Source organism: Streptomyces sp. NRRL B-24572 (genome assembly GCF_002156145.1).
Classification (GTDB): Bacteria; Actinomycetota; Actinomycetes; order Streptomycetales; family Streptomycetaceae; genus Streptomyces; species Streptomyces vietnamensis.
Genome location: NZ_MWIG01000232.1, coordinates 238 through 18442, shown reverse-complemented (window position 1 = coordinate 18442; position 18205 = coordinate 238). Strand labels below are relative to the sequence as shown.

Genomic DNA, 18205 nt, shown 5'->3' with positions numbered 1-18205 from the left:
GCCACCGAAACCCCCTCGAAGACCCCCGCAGGGAACGCCTCAGCCCTTCACGCAGATGACCTGCTTCAGCTTGGCGACGACCTCCACCAGATCCCGCTGCCGGTCGATCACCTGCTCGATCGACTTGTAGGCGCCCGGGATCTCGTCCACGACACCGGAGTCCTTGCGGCACTCCACGCCCCGCGTCTGCTCCTCCAGGTCCTTCGTCGAGAAGCGCCGCTTGGCCGCGCTCCGGCTCATCTTCCGGCCGGCACCGTGCGAGGCCGAGTTGAAGGACGCCGCGTTCCCCAGGCCCTTCACGATGTACGAGCCCGTGCCCATCGAGCCCGGAATGATCCCGAACTCCCCGGAACCGGCCCGGATCGCACCCTTCCGCGTGACCAGCAGGTCCATGCCCTCGTACCGCTCCTCCGCCACGTAGTTGTGGTGGCAGGAGATCACCGGCTCGAAGGTCACCCGGGCCTTGCGGAACTCCCGGCGGACGACCTCTTGGAACAGGGCCATCATGATCGCGCGGTTGTACTTCGCATACTCCTGCGCCCAGTACAGATCGTGCCGGTAGGCCGCCATCTGCGGGGTGTCCGCGACGAACACCGCCAGATCGCGGTCGACGAGCCCTTGATTGTGCGGCAACTTCTGCGCTTCACCGATGTGAAACTCCGCCAACTCCTTGCCGATGTTCCGAGAGCCAGAGTGCAACATGAGCCACACCGAATCGGACATATCAACACAAAGTTCCGCAAAGTGGTTGCCGGCTCCGAGTGTCCCCATTTGCAAAGAAGCCCGCTCCCGCCGGAACTTCACCGCGTCCGCGACCCCGTCGAACCGCGACCAGAAGTCGTCCCACCCCGCCGTCGGGAACTGGTACAGCCGCTTCGGGTCCACCATCTCCCGATGCATCCCCCGCCCCACCGGAATCGCCTGCTCGATCTTCGACCGCAGGCGCGACAGGTCGCCCGGCAGGTCGTTCGCCGTCAGGGACGTCTTGACCGCCGACATCCCGCAGCCGATGTCCACACCGACCGCCGCCGGGCAGACCGCACCCCGCATCGCGATCACCGAACCGACGGTCGCGCCCTTGCCGTAGTGCACGTCCGGCATCACGGCCAGGCCCTTGATCCACGGCAGCGTCGCCACGTTCTGCAACTGCTGCATGGCGCCGCCCTCGACCGACGCGGGGTCGGCCCACATCCTGATCGGTACTTTCGCGCCCGGCACCTCTACGTACGACATACTTCCTCGATTCCCCCGAAAAGCCTGATAACGCAAAAACCGGAGCCAAAGCCCGTACAGGTGACAGCGGACCGGCATCAACGGCTGCGTGTGCGATAGACATTGTGTCCACCGGCCGGGTTCGCGCGGCAAACAGTTTTCGGGAAAGACTTCGGGTGAAGGGAGCCTGGGACCGTGCAGCGAAAGAGGTACGCACCCGGCCGCACCGGGTCCACGGCGCGCACCGCCGTCGCCCTCGCACTCGGCCTCGGCCTGGGGGCCGGCCTCACCGCGTGCTCCGCGGGCACCCCCGCCGACGACATCGCCGTCGACGCCAAGGCCGGCCAGGCCGCCGCCCCCGTCGCGCCCCCCGGCCGCTACCGCACCCTCTTCGAGCCCTGCGGCGCCGTCGCGCAGGCCACCCTCAAGGACCTGCTCCCGGGCGCCGCCGCCCTGCCCGACGCCGAGCGCGAGAAGGCGTACCGGGGCGTCGCGGCCGTCACGTACGACACCGACCGGCGCGTCGGCTGCACGTGGAAGGCCGACACCCCGGACACCTCGCACCGGCTGTCCCTCGACATCGAGCGGGTGGTCTCGTACGACGCGGCGGTGAGCGACGACGACCGGGCGCAGGAGGTGTACGTCCGCAAGCAGCTCGCCGTGGGCATCCCGGTGCCGCCCACGGCCCCGCCCTCGCCCACGGCCCCGCCCTCGCCGACCGGGACGCCGACGGGGACCCCCTCGGCCGCGGGCAAGCCGGCCGCCGGCGCCACGACCACCGCCCCGTCGGGCAAGCCGTCGACGGGCGCTCCCTCCACCGGCCCGACCGCCACCTCGACCGGTCTCGAGCCCCGCGTCCTCGACGGTCTCGGGGACGTCGCGTACGTCGACGACGTCCTCAGCACGGTCGGTGCGAACGGTCATCAGCGGGCCGTAAGCGTGGTGTTCCGCACATCGAACGTGATCGTGACGGTCTCGTACCAGGAGCAGACGACGGGATCCGCCGAGGCTCCCGACAGTGCGGAACTGCAGGAAAAGGCCCGGAATCTGGCCCGGCAGCTCGCCGATCGGCTGGAGGAGTAGCGGTCCGCCTCCGCTCCGTGAGCGGACGGCGACCACGTAACGTGTCGGCGTACCCGTGGCCGTGGCCGTACGACAAGCGACTGAAGGAACCATGCAGCGATCAGCTCAGCGAACGCGACTCACCCGCATACTCGCCTGCGCCGCCGTCCCGGTGATGCTCGTCGCCGCCGGCTGCTCTTCGGACTCCGGTGACTCCGGCGGCTCCGGCAAGGCGGAGGGGCAGGGCAACGCGTCCGCATCGGCGTCCGTGACGCCCTCGCCGTCGCAGTCGACGAAGACGGTCGAGCCGGCGAGGTTCGCGAAGCTGCCCGAGGTGTGCAAGTCGATCTCGTCGAAGACGACGGCGTCGCTGGTGCCCAAGGCGAAGACGAAGAACGGCACGCCGGCGGCCTCCAGCGACCTGGCCAGCCGCGGCGGCTGCTCCTGGAACGGCCTTGAGGACAAGGGCGTGGAGGGCTCGCAGTACCGCTGGCTGGACGTGTCGTTCTACCGGTACGAATCCGATGCGGTGCTGGGCAGCGGTCAGGATCGTGCGCAGGAGAACCTGGCGAAGGAGCTGGCCAAGGTCCAGCAGACGCCGGGTGCGAAGAAGCTGCGGACGGTCGAGGCGACGGGCATCGGCGACGAGGCGAAGACGGTCACGTACCAGCTGCGGAAGACGGACGAGGACTTCGTGTACACGTCGATCGTGGCGCGTACGGGCAATGTGCTGGTGCTGCTGTCGTACAACGGTGCCGGTTACGCGGGCGCCGACACCCCGTCGGAGAAGACCGTGACGAACGGTGCGATCAAGGCCGCCAAGGAGGCCGTCGCGGCGGTCGCCACGGCCAACAAGTAGTCACAACCCGGCGCGGAATGGCATATTCGCACGGAGCCCGTCCCTCCCCCGAGGGCCGGGCTCCGTGCGCATGTGCCAGTCTGTGCGCGCCGGATGTCGAATGACGGGAGGGGATCGCGGGTGGCCGCGATGCAGCTGAATCGCACACACCGAATACTCATCGGCCTCGTCATCGGCGGTGCGCTGATCATCGCGGGGATCGGTTTCGCGGGTTCGTACGCCGCCGTGCGCGAGCTCGCTCTCCAAAAGGGTTTCGGTACCTTCTCGTACTTCTTCCCGATCGGCATCGACGCGGGCATCTGTGTGCTGCTCGCGCTGGATCTGCTGCTGACCTGGCTGCGGATCCCGTTCCCGCTGCTGCGTCAGACGGCGTGGGTGCTGACGGCCGCGACGATCGCGTTCAACGGTGCGGCGGCATGGCCGGATCCGCTGGGCGTGGGGATGCACGCGGTGATCCCGGTGCTGTTCGTGGTGGCCGTGGAGGCCGCGCGGCACGCCGTGGGCCGGATCGCGGACATCACGGCGGACAAGCACATGGAGGGCGTCCGTATCACCCGCTGGCTGCTGTCGCCGGTGCCGACGTTCCGGCTGTGGCGGCGGATGAAGCTGTGGGAGCTGCGTTCGTACGAGCAGGTCATCAAGCTGGAGCAGGAACGTCTGATCTACCAGGCCCGGCTGCAGGCGCGCTTCGGGCGGGGCTGGCGGCGCAAGGCTCCGGTGGAGGCGCTGATGCCGCTGCGGCTGGCCCGGTACGGGGTTCCGCTGGCGGAGACGTCCCCGGCGGGTCTGGCTGCGGCGGGCATCGAACCGGCCGTACTCCCTCCGGAGCCCCAGGCGCAGCAGCAGCCGATGGCGGTCGCGCAGGCCCAGCCGGCGGCGCTGCCGGCACAGGCGCAGGTCCCGGCGCAGACGCAGGCGCAGGTGCCGGTTCCGGCCCAGGGGCAGGGCCCGGTGGGGCCGGTGAATCACGAGAGCCCGTGGTTCGACGCCTCGCAGGTCTCCCCGGAGTCGTACGAGGGCACGTACAACCCGCAGATCGTGGAGGGCCTGGAGCCCATGCCGGTCCCGGTGCCGCAGGGACCGGAGGACGTTCCTCCGGCGGGCCCGGAGGAGTTCGTCGAGTACCCGGAGTACGTGGAGCAGCCGGAGCCGCGGAACGACGAGTTCGAGGACGTCGTCTACAAGGTCATGGGTTCGTACGTGATCGAGCACGACGAGTTCCCGGCCGAGGCCGAGCTGGCGCGTCTGGTGGCCGAGCAGTACGGCCTCCCGGAGTTCCCCGAGACCGAGCTCGACCTGCTGCGGCAGGCGGTGCCGGCCGCGCAGGAGCGGGTCCAGCAGGCGAGGGCCGAGATGGACACCCCGTAGGAAGACGCATGTGAAAGGGCCGCCACCCGGATCCGGGTGGCGGCCCTTTCACATGCTCAGGTCACACGCTCAGGCACCGAGCAGCTTGCGCGCCCACTGCGAGCAGCAGCGTGGGCAGGCGCGGGCCCGACCCCTCCCCCACGCCGCTCTCGCACCGCTCGGCCCAGGGGGCCTCTCGGGCTTCGGTCGGCTGCGCCGGACTCCGTCCGTCGACGTGCGGCCCGGCCCCGAGCCTCCGGTTGCTACGCGCCGAGCAGCTTGCGCACCCGCTCCGCACCCACCGCGAGCAGCAGCGTGGGCAGGCGCGGGCCCGTCTCGCGGCTGACGAGGAGCTTGTAGAGCAGGGCGAAGAAGGCGCGCTGGGCGAGCTTCAGCTCGGGCGTCGGCTTGGCCTCGGGGTCGAGGCCGGCCATGACCTTCGGGACGCCGTAGACGAGGGTGGTGAGCCCGTCGAGCGACCAGTGGGTGTCGAGGCCGTCCAGGAGGAGGCGGAGCGACTCGCGGCCCTCGTCGTCCAGGGTGCCGAGGAGCTCGGTGTCGGGCTCGTCGCGGACGATGGTGCGCTGGTCGGCCGGGACCTGGTTGGTGATCCAGTTCTCGGCGCGGTCGAGGCGCGGGCGGACCTCGTCGAGGGTGGTGACCGGGTTCTCGGGGTCGAGTTCGGTCAGGATCCGCAGGGTCTGCTCGTCGTGTCCGGCGGTGATGTCCATGACGGAGGCGAGCGTGCGGTACGGGAGCGGGCGCGGGGTGCGCGGCAGCTCGCCGGCGGCGGTGCGGGCGGCACGGGAGTGCGCCGCCGCGTCCGCCGGCAGGGCGGAGCCGTCGGCGACCTTGGCCTCCAGCTTGTCCCACTCGTCGTACAGCCGCTGGATCTCCTGGTCGAAGGCGATCTTGAAGGACTGGTTGGGCCTGCGGCGGGCGTAGAGCCAGCGCAGGAGCTGGGGCTCCATGATCTTCAGGGCGTCGGCCGCGGTGGGCACGCCGCCCTTCGAGGAGGACATCTTGGCCATGCCGCTGATGCCGACGAAGGCGTACATGGGGCCGATGGGCTGGACGCCGTCGAAGATGCGGACGATCTGGCCGCCGACCTGGAACGAGGAGCCGGGCGAGGAGTGGTCGACGCCGGAGGGCTCGAAGATGACGCCCTCGTAGGCCCAGCGCATGGGCCAGTCGACCTTCCAGACCAGCTTGCCGCGGTTGAACTCGCTGAGCTTGACGGTCTCGGCGAAGCCGCAGCTGGTGCAGGTGTAGGCGAGCTCGGTGGTCTCGTCGTCGTACGAGGTGACGGTCGTCAGGTCCTTCTCGCACCGGCCGCAGTAGGGCTTGTACGGGAAGTAGCCGGAGGCGCCGCCGGAGCCGTCGTCCTCGGCGGCGGCGCCGGAGCCCTCCTCGGCCTCCAGCTCGGCCTCGTCGACGGGCTTCTGGGACTGCTTCTTCGGGGCCTTCTTCGTCCGGTACTGGTCGAGGATGGCGTCGATGTCGCCGCGGTGCTTCATCGCGTGCAGGATCTGCTCGCGGTACGTACCGGCGGTGTACTGCTCGGTCTGGCTGATCGGGTCGTACTCGACGCCCAGCTCGGCGAGCGACTCGACCATGGCGGCCTTGAAGTGCTCGGCCCAGTTGGGGTGGGGCGAGCCGGCGGGGGCCGGGACGGAGGTCAGCGGCTTGCCGATGTGCTCGGCCCAGGACGCGTCGATGCCCTCGATGCCGTTCGGCACCTTGCGGTAGCGGTCGTAGTCGTCCCAGGAGATGAGGTGCCGGACCTCGTACCCGCGGCGGCGGATCTCGTCGGCGACCAGGTGCGGGGTCATGACCTCGCGGAGGTTGCCGAGGTGGATCGGGCCGGACGGGGAGAGGCCGGAGGCGACGACGACCGGTTTGCCAGGCGCACGTCGCTCCGACTCGGCGATGACCTCGTCCGCGAAACGGGAGACCCAGTCGGTCTCGGTGCTGCTCTGAGCCACGGTCGGTACGTCCTTCTTCCTGAGCGGGTTTCTGCCTGACAGCCCTACGTGAGCCATTCTCCCAGACGTGACGACACTCTCGGAGGTTGTCCACAGGCGGGGAAATCACGTTGCGCCGTCATGGGACACTTGACAAGCGAATTAGACCTGACGGACTCAACAGGAACGGAAGCTCATGGCCTCGGTCCCTTCCCTCGCTTCGACCGTGCAGCAGCGCCTCGCGGACGGCCTCTCGGCGGCTCTGCCGGACGCCGCGTCCGCCGACCCGCTGCTGCGACGAAGCGACCGGGCCGACTTCCAGGCCAACGGCATCCTGGCGCTGGCCAAGCAGCTCAAGGGCAATCCGCGTGAGCTGGCGACGAAGGTCGTCGAGGCGATCCCGGCCAATGACGTGCTGAAGGAGATCGAGGTCTCGGGCCCCGGCTTCCTGAACATCACGGTGACGGACTCGGCGATCATCGACACCCTCGCGGCCCGTGCGGCGGACGCGCGCCTCGGCGTGCCGTTCAACGAGTCGGCGGGCACGACGGTCATCGACTACGCCCAGCCGAACGTGGCGAAGGAGATGCACGTCGGCCACCTGCGGTCGGCCGTGATCGGCGCGGCGATGGTCGAGATCCTGGAGTTCACCGGCGAGACGGTGGTCCGGCGCCACCACATCGGCGACTGGGGCACCCAGTTCGGCATGCTCATCCAGTTCCTGATCGAGCACCCGCACGAGCTGGACCACTCCTCGGAGGCGGAGGTCTCCGGCGAGGAGGCCATGTCGAACCTGAACCGGCTGTACAAGGCCTCGCGGGCCCTGTTCGACTCCGACGAGGAGTTCAAGACGCGGGCGCGTGCCCGGGTCGTGGACCTCCAGGCGGGCGACGAGCAGACCCTGGCCCTCTGGCAGCGGTTCGTCGACGAGTCGAAGATCTACTTCTACTCGGTCTTCGACAAGCTGGACATGGACATCCGGGACGGCGACGTCGTCGGCGAGTCCGGGTACAACGACATGCTGCAGGAGACCTGCCGGATCCTGGAGGAGTCGGGCGTCGCCGTCCGCTCCGAGGGTGCGCTGTGCGTGTTCTTCGACGACGTGAAGGGCCCGGACGGCAACCCGGTGCCGCTGATCGTCCAGAAGTCCGACGGCGGCTTCGGGTACGCGGCGACGGACCTGTCCGCGATCCGCGACCGGGTGCAGAACCTGAAGGCGACCTCCCTGCTGTACGTGGTGGACGCCCGCCAGTCGCTGCACTTCAAGATGGTCTTCGAGACGGCCCGCCGGGCGGGCTGGCTGAACGACGAGGTGAAGGCGTTCCAGCTGGCGTTCGGCACGGTCCTCGGCAAGGACGGCAAGCCGTTCAAGACCCGTGAGGGCGAGACGGTCCGCCTCGTGGACCTCCTCGACGAGGCGATCGGCCGGGCGACCGAGGTCGTGCGCGAGAAGAACAACGACAAGATCGCCCTCACCGAGCAGGAGATCGTCGAGAACGGCGCGCAGATCGGCATCGGCGCGGTGAAGTACGCCGACCTGTCGACCTCCGCCGTGCGCGACTACAAGTTCGACCTGGACCAGATGGTGTCGCTGAACGGCGACACGTCGGTGTACATCCAGTACGCGTACGCGCGTATCCAGTCGATCAAGCGGAACGCCGGCGACGCCGTGCCGACGGCCCACCCGGAGCTGGAGCTGGCCCCGGCCGAGCGCGCGCTCGGTCTGCACCTGGACCAGTTCGGCGCTGCGGTCGCCGAGGTGGCGGAGGAGTACGCGCCGCACAAGCTGGCCGCGTACCTCTACCAGCTGGCCTCGCACCTGACCGCGTTCTACGACCAGTGCCCGGTCCTGAAGGCGGACACGCAGGAGCAGAAGGAAAACCGGCTGTTCCTGATCGACCTGACGGCCCGCACGCTGCACCAGGGCATGGCGCTGCTCGGCATCCGGACGCCCGAGCGCCTCTGAGGCACCGAAGGCGAGGCCCCCGTCACGACCGCGTGCCGGGGGCTTCGCCGTACCGGATCACCGGATGGGGTGCGAGGTCCGGCCGGACACCTCGTCGATCTCCTTGTGGGCCTTCTGGAGCAGCTGTGAGGCGAGGTCCATGAGGGCCCGGGCGCCGGCGATCTCCTCGCCCACGCGCAGCTGGTCCGGATCGGACGGGTGCCGGTTCGCGGTGCCGTGGGCCCGGAACTCGGTGCCGTCGGAGAGCCGGACCATGGCCGCGGCCCGCGTCCGGTCACCTTCCTCCTTGAACTCCATCTCCACATGCCATCCGACAAGCGTGTGCATCGTCATCAGGACCACCTCCACCGAGGACCTGTCGGCTACCTCTCCAGGGTGCGCTGCGGAGTGCTGCCCCACCACTCGTTGTCAGTGGCGCCCCGTACGTTCTGATCATGGCGATGATCCCGAACCAGCTGCCCGTGCTCGCGTCCGATCCGACCGGCCGTTCCCTGGGCCTCGACCTGCCGCCGGGCACGGTCACGGGCCCGGCGGACGCCCCGTACCTCTGGTCGGGAGACGGACCGGCGGGCCCCACGGCATGGGCGGCGCTGCGCCCGGCGGCGCGGACGGCGGGTCTGCTGCCGGTGCTGCTGGACGTCAACCGGCACCTGGACGAGTGGGAGCTGGAGCCGCAGCGGATGAGCGACCCGGCGGACCACGAGGCGGACGAGGTCCTGGCCGGGTTCTGGGAGTACTACGCGGCCTCGGAGACGCCGGAGGAGGGGCGGGACCCCCGGGTGACCTCCGCGGTCGAGGACCTGTTCGGCAAGCAGCCGGAGTACGCGGAGATCGTCGCGCCCTTCACCACCGGCTGGCCGGGCCTGGCCCCGGCGCAGCCCCTGGCCACGGACCCGGACCGGGCGGCGGCCACGGTCGCGGAGATGCTGACGGAGCCGGGTTTCTGGCTGGACGAAGCCCGCCCGGCCCTGGTCCCGGCCCGGCGCAGCGCCGACATACCGGCGGTCATCGGCTGGGGCGGGCCGCTGAACCACGAGAACGACGTGGCCCGCCTGTGTGCGGTGCTGCGCTCCTGGGAGGACCGTTTCGGCGCCCGGGTCGTCGCGCTGACCTTCGACCAGCTGGTGGTCTCGGTGGCGGCGCCGCCCCGGACTCCGGAGGAGGCCGAGGCGGTGGCGGCGGAACACTTCGCGTTCTGCCCGGACAACATCACGCAGGGGAGCTACGACAGCCTGCGCGAGTACGCCGAGAAGGCTCTCCTGGACGCCCCGGTGTGGAGCTTCTGGTGGGACTAGGACCTAGCCGCGCAGGCTCCGGGCGGCCTCGGTGGCCCAGTAGGTGAGGATCATCTGGGCGCCGGCGCGGCGGATGCCGGTGAGGGTCTCCATGATCGCCTTGTCGCGGTCGATCCAGCCCTTCTCGGCCGCGGCCTCGACCATCGAGTACTCACCACTGATCTGGTAGGCGGCGACGGGCACGTCGACGGACGCGGCGACCTTCGCGAGCACATCGAGGTACGGGCCCGCGGGCTTCACCATCACCATGTCCGCGCCCTCCTCCAGGTCGAGCGCCAGCTCGCGCATCGACTCGCGGAGGTTGGCGGGGTCCTGCTGGTAGGTCTTGCGGTCGCCCTTGAGGGAGGAGCCGACGGCCTCGCGGAAGGGCCCGTAGAAGGCGGACGAGTACTTGGCCGTATAGGCCAGGATCGCCACGTCCTCCTTGCCGATGGTGTCCAGGGCGTCGCGGACGACCCCGACCTGGCCGTCCATCATCCCGGAGGGGCCCACGACGTGGACGCCGGCGTCGGCCTGGACCTGCGCCATCTCGGCGTAACGTTCCAGCGTGGCGTCGTTGTCGACGCGGCCCTCGGCGTCCAGGACGCCGCAGTGGCCGTGGTCGGTGAACTCGTCGAGGCACAGGTCGGACATGATGATGAGCTCGTCGCCGACCTCGGCCTTCACGTCGCGGATGGCGACCTGGAGGATCCCGTCGGGGTCGGTGCCGGCCGTCCCGGCGCCGTCCTTCTTGGCGTCTTCCGGCACGCCGAAGAGCATGATCCCGGAGACCCCGGCCTCCAGCGCCTCCACGGCGGCCTTCCGCAGGGTGTCCCGCGTGTGCTGCACGACTCCGGGCATGGCCTCGATCGGGACGGGCTCGGTGATCCCCTCGCGCACGAACGCGGGCAGGATCAGGTCGGCGGGATGCAGCCGGGTCTCGGCCACCATCCGGCGCATGGCAGGCGTCGTCCGCAGCCGCCGCGGGCGGGCCCCGGGAAAGGATCCGTACGAGTTCATGAATCCGAGGCTACGCCCGCGGCACGAGTGCATTTACCGACACTTTGTTGCCGCCCCACGCCCGTACGGGGCGACGCCCCGCCGCCGCGCGGACCAGCGCCCGCCGCCGTGTGGGCCCGCGCCCGGCGGGGCGCAGGCCCACAACGGGCGGGGCGCCGCCCACAACGGCGCGGGGTGCGGGCCCGAAAGCCGGACCCGCACCCCACAAAACCGCTACGTCGTCCGACGCCTCCGCGCCCCCGGCCTCCGCTCACTCGGCCGCGTCACCGGATCCCCCGCCTCCAGCGCCGCCTCCCGCCGCCGGAGACCGAAGTCCGCAAGGGCCTCGGCGAGCTTGTGGACGGACGGCTCCGGCGAGAGGACGTCGACCCGCAGCCCGTGCTCCTCGGCGGTCTTCGCCGTGGCGGGCCCGATGCAGGCGATGACCGTCACGTTGTGCGGCTTGCCGGCGATGCCGACCAGGTTCCGCACGGTGGAGGACGACGTGAACAGAACGGCGTCGAACCCGCCGCCCTTGATCGCCTCCCGCGTGTCCGCCGGCGGCGGCGACGCGCGCACCGTCCGGTAGGCGGTGACGTCGTCGACCTCCCACCCGAGCTCGATCAGGCCCGCGACCAGCGTCTCGGTCGCGATGTCGGCGCGCGGCAGGAAGACGCGGTCGATCGGGTCGAAGACGGGGTCGTACGGCGGCCAGTCCTCAAGGAGACCAGCGGCCGACTGCTCACCCGACGGCACGAGGTCCGGCTTCACACCGAAGTCCACCAGAGCCGCCGCGGTCTGCTCGCCCACCGCCGCGACCTTGATCCCGGCGAAGGCGCGGGCGTCGAGCCCGTACTCCTCGAACTTCTCCCGTACGGCCTTCACCGCGTTCACGGAGGTGAAGGCGATCCACTCGTAGCGTCCGGTGACGAGCCCCTTGACCGCCCGCTCCATCTGCTGCGGGGTGCGCGGCGGCTCGACGGCGATGGTCGGCACCTCGTGCGGCACCGCGCCGTACGAACGCAGCTGGTCGGAGAGCGACGCGGCCTGCTCCTTGGTGCGCGGCACGAGGACCCGCCACCCGAAGAGCGGCTTCGACTCGAACCACGACAGCTGGTCCCGCTGCGCCGGGGCGCTGCGCTCGCCGACCACGGCTATGACCGGCCGGTGGCCCTCGGGCGAGGGGAGGACCTTGCCCTGCTTGAAGACCTGGGCGATCGTCCCGAGGGTCGCGTTCCAGGTCCGCTGGCGGGTCGTCGTACCGGCGATGGTCACGGTGAGCGGGGTGTCCGGCTTACGGCCAGCCGCCACCAGCTCACCGGCCGCCGCGGCGACCGAGTCGAGGGACGTGGAGACGACGACGGTCCCGTCCGAGGCACCGACCTCGGTCCAGCACCGCTCGTCGGCGGTGCGGGCGTCGACGAAGCGCACGTCGGTGCCCTGCGCGTCGCGCAGCGGGACACCGGCGTAGGCGGGCACGCCGACGGCGGTGGCGACGCCGGGGACGACCTCGAAGGGGATGCCCTCGGCGGCGCAGGCGAGCATCTCGGCGCCCGCGTTCCCGTCGAGGCCGGGGTCGCCGGTCACCGCACGGACGACCCGCCTGCCGCCCCGCGCGGCCTCCATGACAAGATTGGCGGCATCCCTCAACACGGGGACACCGGCGGTTGTTGACGTCTCGTCAACGACCGTCAGCTCAGGCGTGCTCACCCCCACGCGCGCATGGCCGCGAACGACCTCGAGCACCTCCGGCTCGGCGATCAGGACGTCCGCCCCCGCGAGGGCTTCGACGGCCCTGAGGGTCAGGAGTCCGGGGTCACCCGGGCCTGCGCCGAGGAACGTGACGTGCCCATGGCCCGCGAAGGCCGGGGACAGGGGGCTGGTGGTCGGGCTGGTGGGGCTCAAAGTGCTCGCTCCCCCATAAGACCGGCCGCACCCTTGGCGAGCATCTCGTCCGCGAGTTCGCGTCCGAGCGCCAGGGCCTCGTCGTGCGAGGTGGGTACGGGTCCGGTGGTGGACAGCTGCACCAGCGTCGAGCCGTCGGTGGTGCCGACGACGCCGCGCAGGCGCATTTCGGTGACAACCTGCCCGTGACCGGGGTCGTCGGCCAGCAGGTCGGCCAGCGCACCCACGGGTGCGGAGCAGCCGGCCTCCAGGGCGGCGAGCAGGGATCGCTCGGCGGCCACGGCGGCCCGCGTGTGCGGGTCATCGAGGGGCGCGAGCGCGGCGACGAGTTCGGTGTTCGACGCCAGGCATTCGACGGCCAGGGCCCCCTGGCCGGGGGCGGGCAGGACGGTGTCGACGGACAGCGGCTCGGCGGTCAGGCCGCCGAGGAGCTCGTCGGTCCCGCCGATGCGGTTGAGTCCGGCCGCGGCCAGGACGACCGCGTCCAGCTCGCCCTTGCGGACGTAGCCGACGCGGGTGTCGACGTTGCCGCGGATGGGGACGCAGGTGATGTCGAGGCCGTGGTCGCGTGCGTACGCGTGGAGCTGCGCCATCCTGCGCGGGGAGCCGGTGCCGACGCGCGCGCCCTGGGGCAGCGTGCCCAGCGTGAGGCCCTCCCCCGCGATCAGTACGTCGCGCGGGTCCTCGCGCGGCGGGATCGCGGCCAGCACCAGGTCGGGGTGCTGTGCGGTCGGCAGGTCCTTCAGGGAGTGCACGGCGAAGTCCACCTCGCCGGCGAGCAGCGCGTCACGGAGCGCGGCGACGAAGACGCCGGTGCCGCCGATCTGCGCGAGGTGCTCCCGGGAGGTGTCCCCGTACGTCGTGATCTCCACGAGCTCGACGGGCCGGCCGGTCAGCTGCCGGACGGCGTCGGCCACGTGCCCGGACTGGGCCATGGCGAGCTTGCTGCGCCTGGTCCCGAGCCTCAGTGCCCTCTCGGTCATACTCGCCCTCGGTTCTTGACGTCGGCGTCATTCAGGTCGGCCCGGCTGACGGAAGCGACCGTCTCCGGGTCGAGGTCGAAGAGTGTCCGCAGCGCGTCCGCGTACCCGGCGCCGCCGGGCTCGCTGGCCAGCTGCTTGACCCGCACGGTCGGCGCGTGCAGGAGCTTGTCGACGACGCGGCGCACGGTCTGGGTGATCTCGGCGCGCTGCTTGTCGTCGAGGCCGGGGAGGCGGCCTTCGAGGCGGGCGATCTCGCCCGCGACCACTTCGGCGGCCATGGTGCGCAGGGCGACGACGGTCGGGGTGATGTGGGCGGCGCGCTGGGCGGCGCCGAAGGCGGCGACCTCGTCGGAGACGATGCCGCGCACCTGGTCGACGTCGGCGGCCATGGGCGCGTCGGCGGAGGCCTCGGCGAGCGATTCGATGTCGACGAGCCGGACACCGGGGATGCGGTGGGCGGCGGCGTCGATGTCGCGGGGCATGGCGAGGTCGAGGAGGAAGAGCGGGTCGCGGCGTCCGCGCGTGGCGTCCTCGACGGCCTCGCCGGTGAGGACGAGTCCGGTGGCGCCGGTGCAGGAGACGACGACGTCGGCACGTGTCAGTTCGTCGCCGACGGCAACCATCTCGACCGCGCGTGCGGCCACTCCCGTTCCCCCGGGCTCGTTCAGGATCTGCGCGAGCCGCTCGGCGCGGGTCAGGGTGCGGTTGGCGATGACGATCTCGGAGACGCCGGAGCGCGCGAGCGTGGCGGCGGCGAGCGAGGACATCGAACCGGCGCCGATGACGAGGGCCTTCTTGCCCTTGGACCAGGTCTCGACGTCCGCGTCCTGGGCGAGCTGCTCCAGGCCGAAGGTGACGAGCGACTGCCCGGCCCGGTCGATCCCGGTCTCGCTGTGGGCGCGCTTGCCGACCCTCAGGGCCTGCTGGAACAGGTCGTTGAGGAGGCGTCCCGCGGTGTGGAGGTCCTGGCCGAGGGCGAGGGTGTCCTTGATCTGGCCGAGGATCTGGCCCTCGCCGACGACCATGGAGTCGAGCCCGCAGGCCACCGAGAAGAGGTGGTGGACGGCCCGGTCCTCGTAGTGCACATAGAGATAAGGAGTGAGCTCGTCCAGGCCGACGCCGCTGTGCTGCGCGAGCAGCGTGGACAGCTCGGCGACCCCGGCGTGGAACTTGTCCACGTCGGCGTAGAGCTCGATGCGGTTGCAGGTGGCCAGGACGGTGGCCTCGGCGGCCGGTTCGGCGGCGAGGGTGTCCTGGAGGAGCTTGGCCTGGGTGTCCGCCGACAGCGAGGCCCGCTCCAGGATGGAGACCGGGGCGCTGCGGTGGCTCAGTCCGACGACGAGAAGGCTCATGCCGGCATCACCGCGGGGACGTCCCCGTCGGGTCCCTTGCGACCGGTGGTGCCCGTGGTGCCACGGGGAGCCGGCGGTACGACGACGGGCTCGGGCTCGGCGACCGCGTCGGGGCCCTCCTCGGCGCTCGTCTCCTCGCCGGCCTTGCGCTGCTCGTGGAAGGCGAGGATCTGCAGCTCGATGGAGAGGTCGACCTTGCGCACGTCGACGCCGTCGGGCACGGAGAGCACGGTCGGGGCGAAGTTCAGGATGGAGGTGACTCCGGCGGCGACGAGGCGGTCGCAGACCTGCTGGGCGACGCCGGCCGGGGTCGCGATGACGCCGATGGAGACGCCGTCCTCGCTGATGATCTTCTCGAGGTCGTCGCTGTGCTGGACGGGGATCCCGGCGACCGGCTTGCCGGTCATGGCGGGGTCGGCGTCGATGAGCGCGGCGACGCGGAAGCCGCGGGAGGCGAAGCCGCCGTAGCCGGCGAGGGCGGCGCCGAGGTTGCCGATGCCGACGATGACGACGGGCCAGTCCTGGGTGAGCCCCAGCTCCCGGGAGATCTGGTAGACGAGGTACTCGACGTCGTAGCCGACACCGCGGGTGCCGTACGAGCCGAGGTAGCTGAAGTCCTTGCGCAGCTTCGCGGAGTTGACCCCCGCCGCGGCCGCGAGCTCCTCGGAGGAGACCGTGGGTACGGAGCGCTCCGAGAGCGCGGTGAGTGCGCGCAGATACAGCGGAAGCCGGGCGACGGTGGCCTCGGGAATTCCTCGGCTACGGGTCGCCGGTCGGTGAGTTCGGCCAGTTGCCACGGTGCTCCTGCGGGATGAGCGGGGCTGCAGGCGGCCGTACGTCACAAGACCGCCCCGTCGAATGCAGGCTATGTCTTTGTGAACGCGTGCACAAAGATGGTGTCCGTTTTGTCCGCCCAAAGTGACCGGGGTCACGCGGCCGGTTCCTGTCGTCGTGGAACCGCGGAGCGTGTCAGCGCGTTGAGATCCCGAAGGGGGCAAAGCCGCACACTCTCCTCACGATGCCGCCCCCGAAACCCAACAAAACGTCCATGATGGTAACCGGCTTTCGGTCAGGCACCCAGTTCGCGCCGGAGCCGTCCGGCGTCCACACGCCAGAAGGTGTGCTGCTCGCCGTCGATGAGGACCACGGGGATCTGCTCCCAGTACGCCCGGTGGAGCTCCTCGTCCCGGGTGATGTCCTTCTCCTCCCAGGATGCTCCGGTCTCCGCGCACACGGCCTCGATCACCGCGCGGGCGTCGTCGCAGAGATGACACCCCGGCTTGCCGATCAGCGTCACGGTCCGCGAGGCGGGGTCCTTCTTCGCCGCGGCGTCCTTCTTCTTCGCACGTCCGAACATGGCGTCCATTCTGCGCGCCGGGTAACAGGGGAGTCCCCCACTGTTCACACACCGGCGACCTCACAAGTCGGGAAGTACCGAACAGACTGGCTATGCTCAACGGCATGGCCGCTCTGGGATGGCTCACCCCCCGTAGGCGCTCCGCCACCGCGCGCAGCGTCCTCGCAGGCGAGGCCGCCGCCGAGGCGGCGCGCAAGTCCTCGCTCCAGCTGGAACAGGAGCGCGAGGAGGCCGCCGCCACCGAGGCCGCCGAGCCCGAGTTCCCGGTCGTCGGGGACGTGCGGGCCGCCGCCTTCTTCGATCTCGACAACACCGTGATGCAGGGCGCCGCGATCTTCCACTTCGGTCGCGGCCTGTACAAGCGGAAGTTCTTCCAGCGCCGCGAACTCGCGCGCTTCGCCTGGCAGCAGGCCTGGTTCCGGCTCGCCGGCGTCGAGGACCCCGAGCACATGCAGGACGCCCGCGACAGCGCCCTGTCCATCGTCAAGGGCCACCGCGTCTCCGAACTGATGTCGATCGGCGAGGAGATCTACGACGAGTACATGGCCGACCGCATCTGGCCGGGCACCCGCGGCCTCGCCCAGGCCCACCTGGACGCCGGCCAGAAGGTCTGGCTGGTCACGGCCGCCCCGGTCGAGACGGCCACGATCATCGCCCGCAGGCTCGGCCTGACCGGCGCGCTCGGCACGGTCGCGGAGTCGATCGACGGCGTCTACACGGGCAAGCTGGTCGGCGAGCCCCTGCACGGACCGGCCAAGGCCGAGGCGGTACGGGCCCTCGCCGCCGCCGAGGAGCTCGACCTGAGCCGCTGCGCCGCGTACAGCGACTCGCACAACGACATCCCGATGCTGTCGCTCGTGGGACACCCGTACGCGATCAACCCGGACACCAAGCTCCGCAAGTACGCGAAGGACCGGGACTGGCGGCTGCGCGACTACCGGACCGGCCGCAAGGCCGCCAAGGTCGGCATCCCCGCCGCCGCGGGCCTGGGCGCGCTGGCCGGCGGCACCGCCGCCGCGGTCGCCCTGCACCGCCGCCGCCACTGACGCCGCCCCGCCCGGAAGGGCCCTGCCGATACGTTTCGGCTGCGATCATCTGCGACAACCCCGGACCAGGCGGGCTCACCCGTCCGTGGTCGAACAGCACCGCACAGGTCGACTCCCGGGCATTCCGCCCTCCTTACCCCGCAGCGGCCCCGTTCACTCACCCGTCCCGCACTTGAGCACAACGCATCGCCCGCGCAATCACACTCGGAAGCAAACCGATCAACAACCGGTCACGAACTGCGACTTGATGCGACTACAAGCGGTAATGGAAACGACGTAATCGGTGATTTGAGCAACTGGGTGTAGTGCTGCCTGTACGAAGCGTTATTCTCCTCAGACGCACAAAGGACCCCTCACGTCGCCACGACGGGTGAACGGTCCCGCACTGCACGTGATGGAAGCTCTGCCTCTGGGAGTCCCGTGTACCCACACGTCGGGGTTGACACCTCGGGCCTGGCTACGCTGCGCGCAACGGTCCTCGACCACTTGCGCGGCTTCGTCCCCACCGCGTACGCCGGCCCTGTCCCCGCCTTCGCCTTCGCCGCACCGGCACCCGCCGGCCCTTGCTACGCCCTGGCCGAGGGCGGCGCCGCCGTGAGCAGACGGGGCGCCCGCTCCGGCTCCGGAACCTCGACCACCGCCCGCCGCCCCACCGCGGACAGTGACAGCGCCCGCATGATGGACCTCGTCGAGCGCGCCCAGGCGGGCGAGGCCGAGGCCTTCGGTCGCCTGTACGACCAGTACAGCGACACGGTCTACCGCTACATCTACTACCGCGTCGGCGGGAAGGCGACGGCGGAGGACCTCACCAGCGAGACCTTCCTGCGCGCCCTGCGCCGGATCTCCACCTTCACCTGGCAGGGCCGCGACTTCGGCGCC

16 protein-coding genes are annotated in these 18205 nt (G+C 70.7%); 7 read left to right on the top strand and 9 right to left on the bottom strand.

The window, feature by feature from the left end:
* Positions 1-39: 39 nt before the first annotated feature.
* Positions 40-1233 (bottom strand): RtcB family protein, encoded by a 1194-nt coding sequence (locus CCN56_RS14440; RefSeq protein ID WP_086827050.1) that lies wholly within the window; start codon positions 1231-1233, stop codon positions 40-42.
* Positions 1234-1407: 174 nt separating this feature from the next.
* Here CCN56_RS14440 and CCN56_RS14435 point away from each other — a divergent pair, with 174 nt between their 5' ends.
* From CCN56_RS14435 to CCN56_RS14425, 3 genes are all read left to right on the top strand, one after another.
* Complete coding sequence (locus tag CCN56_RS14435) at positions 1408-2295, top strand: hypothetical protein (RefSeq protein ID WP_086827048.1); 888 nt, start codon at positions 1408-1410, stop codon at positions 2293-2295.
* Between the two features lie 91 nt (positions 2296-2386).
* Complete coding sequence (locus tag CCN56_RS14430; RefSeq protein ID WP_086827046.1) at positions 2387-3133, top strand: DUF3558 domain-containing protein; 747 nt, start codon at positions 2387-2389, stop codon at positions 3131-3133.
* Positions 3134-3253: 120 nt separating this feature from the next.
* Positions 3254-4501 carry a DUF2637 domain-containing protein gene (locus tag CCN56_RS14425; RefSeq protein ID WP_086827044.1) on the top strand — a complete coding sequence of 416 codons (1248 nt, stop codon included), beginning with the start codon at positions 3254-3256 and terminating at the stop codon, positions 4499-4501.
* A 242-nt stretch (positions 4502-4743) separates the two neighbouring features.
* On the opposite strand, the gene lysS is transcribed toward CCN56_RS14425, so the two are convergent.
* The gene (gene lysS / locus CCN56_RS14420) at positions 4744-6522 is read right to left on the bottom strand and encodes a lysine--tRNA ligase (RefSeq protein WP_179199843.1); all 1779 of its coding nucleotides are present in this window, start codon (positions 6520-6522) and stop codon (positions 4744-4746) included.
* A 118-nt stretch (positions 6523-6640) separates the two neighbouring features.
* On the opposite strand from lysS, the gene argS reads away from it, so the two are divergent.
* Positions 6641-8410, top strand: coding sequence for an arginine--tRNA ligase (gene argS, locus CCN56_RS14415; protein ID WP_086827041.1), 1770 nt, complete (start codon positions 6641-6643; stop codon positions 8408-8410).
* A 57-nt stretch (positions 8411-8467) separates the two neighbouring features.
* On the opposite strand, the gene CCN56_RS14410 is transcribed toward argS, so the two are convergent.
* The gene (locus CCN56_RS14410) at positions 8468-8737 is read right to left on the bottom strand and encodes a DUF1876 domain-containing protein (RefSeq protein WP_086827054.1); all 270 of its coding nucleotides are present in this window, start codon (positions 8735-8737) and stop codon (positions 8468-8470) included.
* Between the two features lie 107 nt (positions 8738-8844).
* Here CCN56_RS14410 and CCN56_RS14405 point away from each other — a divergent pair, with 107 nt between their 5' ends.
* Entirely contained in the window at positions 8845-9705 is an 861-nt protein-coding gene (locus CCN56_RS14405) for a DUF4253 domain-containing protein (protein WP_086827039.1), read from the top strand.
* 3 nt (positions 9706-9708) lie between these two features.
* Here the strand turns inward: CCN56_RS14405 and hemB are convergent, their stop codons facing one another.
* The 6 genes from hemB to CCN56_RS14375 form a co-directional block, all read right to left on the bottom strand.
* Positions 9709-10704 (bottom strand): porphobilinogen synthase, encoded by a 996-nt coding sequence (gene hemB / locus CCN56_RS14400; RefSeq protein WP_086827038.1) that lies wholly within the window; start codon positions 10702-10704, stop codon positions 9709-9711.
* Between the two features lie 213 nt (positions 10705-10917).
* A complete protein-coding gene (locus CCN56_RS14395; RefSeq protein ID WP_086827036.1) occupies positions 10918-12588 on the bottom strand; it encodes a uroporphyrinogen-III synthase in 1671 nt (556 codons plus the stop codon).
* Complete coding sequence (hemC, locus tag CCN56_RS14390) at positions 12585-13571, bottom strand: hydroxymethylbilane synthase (protein ID WP_086827034.1); 987 nt, start codon at positions 13569-13571, stop codon at positions 12585-12587. The genes CCN56_RS14395 and hemC overlap by 4 nt, the downstream gene beginning before the upstream one ends.
* The gene (locus tag CCN56_RS14385) at positions 13568-14923 is read right to left on the bottom strand and encodes a glutamyl-tRNA reductase (protein ID WP_086827032.1); all 1356 of its coding nucleotides are present in this window, start codon (positions 14921-14923) and stop codon (positions 13568-13570) included. The genes hemC and CCN56_RS14385 overlap by 4 nt, the downstream gene beginning before the upstream one ends.
* Positions 14920-15720, bottom strand: coding sequence for a redox-sensing transcriptional repressor Rex (locus tag CCN56_RS14380; protein ID WP_086827029.1), 801 nt, complete (start codon positions 15718-15720; stop codon positions 14920-14922). Before CCN56_RS14380 ends, CCN56_RS14385 begins: the two co-directional genes overlap by 4 nt.
* Positions 15721-15992: 272 nt before the next feature.
* Complete coding sequence (locus tag CCN56_RS14375; RefSeq protein ID WP_086827027.1) at positions 15993-16280, bottom strand: glutaredoxin family protein; 288 nt, start codon at positions 16278-16280, stop codon at positions 15993-15995.
* Positions 16281-16384: 104 nt separating this feature from the next.
* Here CCN56_RS14375 and CCN56_RS14370 point away from each other — a divergent pair, with 104 nt between their 5' ends.
* Both CCN56_RS14370 and CCN56_RS14365 read left to right on the top strand, forming a co-directional pair.
* Positions 16385-17326 (top strand): HAD family phosphatase, encoded by a 942-nt coding sequence (locus tag CCN56_RS14370; protein WP_086827052.1) that lies wholly within the window; start codon positions 16385-16387, stop codon positions 17324-17326.
* Between the two features lie 420 nt (positions 17327-17746).
* Positions 17747-18205 (top strand): sigma factor (locus CCN56_RS14365; RefSeq protein ID WP_306300605.1); only part of this gene is annotated, 459 nt, incomplete at its 3' end.

What these genes read in the sequence shown, in the direction of transcription:
- argS (WP_086827041.1), top strand. Translation starts at nt 6,641, where the DNA reads ATGGCCTCGGTCCCTTCCCTCGCTTCGACCGTGCAGCAGCGCCTCGCG.
- hemC (WP_086827034.1), bottom strand. Translation starts at nt 13,571, where the DNA reads ATGACCGAGAGGGCACTGAGGCTCGGGACCAGGCGCAGCAAGCTCGCC.
- hemB (WP_086827038.1), bottom strand. Translation starts at nt 10,704, where the DNA reads ATGAACTCGTACGGATCCTTTCCCGGGGCCCGCCCGCGGCGGCTGCGG.
- lysS (WP_179199843.1), bottom strand. Translation starts at nt 6,522, where the DNA reads ATGGCTCACGTAGGGCTGTCAGGCAGAAACCCGCTCAGGAAGAAGGAC.
- CCN56_RS14430 (WP_086827046.1), top strand. Translation starts at nt 2,387, where the DNA reads ATGCAGCGATCAGCTCAGCGAACGCGACTCACCCGCATACTCGCCTGC.
- CCN56_RS14385 (WP_086827032.1), bottom strand. Translation starts at nt 14,923, where the DNA reads ATGAGCCTTCTCGTCGTCGGACTGAGCCACCGCAGCGCCCCGGTCTCC.
- CCN56_RS14440 (WP_086827050.1), bottom strand. Translation starts at nt 1,233, where the DNA reads ATGTCGTACGTAGAGGTGCCGGGCGCGAAAGTACCGATCAGGATGTGG.
- CCN56_RS14405 (WP_086827039.1), top strand. Translation starts at nt 8,845, where the DNA reads ATGGCGATGATCCCGAACCAGCTGCCCGTGCTCGCGTCCGATCCGACC.
- CCN56_RS14370 (WP_086827052.1), top strand. Translation starts at nt 16,385, where the DNA reads ATGGCCGCTCTGGGATGGCTCACCCCCCGTAGGCGCTCCGCCACCGCG.
- CCN56_RS14375 (WP_086827027.1), bottom strand. Translation starts at nt 16,280, where the DNA reads ATGTTCGGACGTGCGAAGAAGAAGGACGCCGCGGCGAAGAAGGACCCC.
- CCN56_RS14410 (WP_086827054.1), bottom strand. Translation starts at nt 8,737, where the DNA reads ATGCACACGCTTGTCGGATGGCATGTGGAGATGGAGTTCAAGGAGGAA.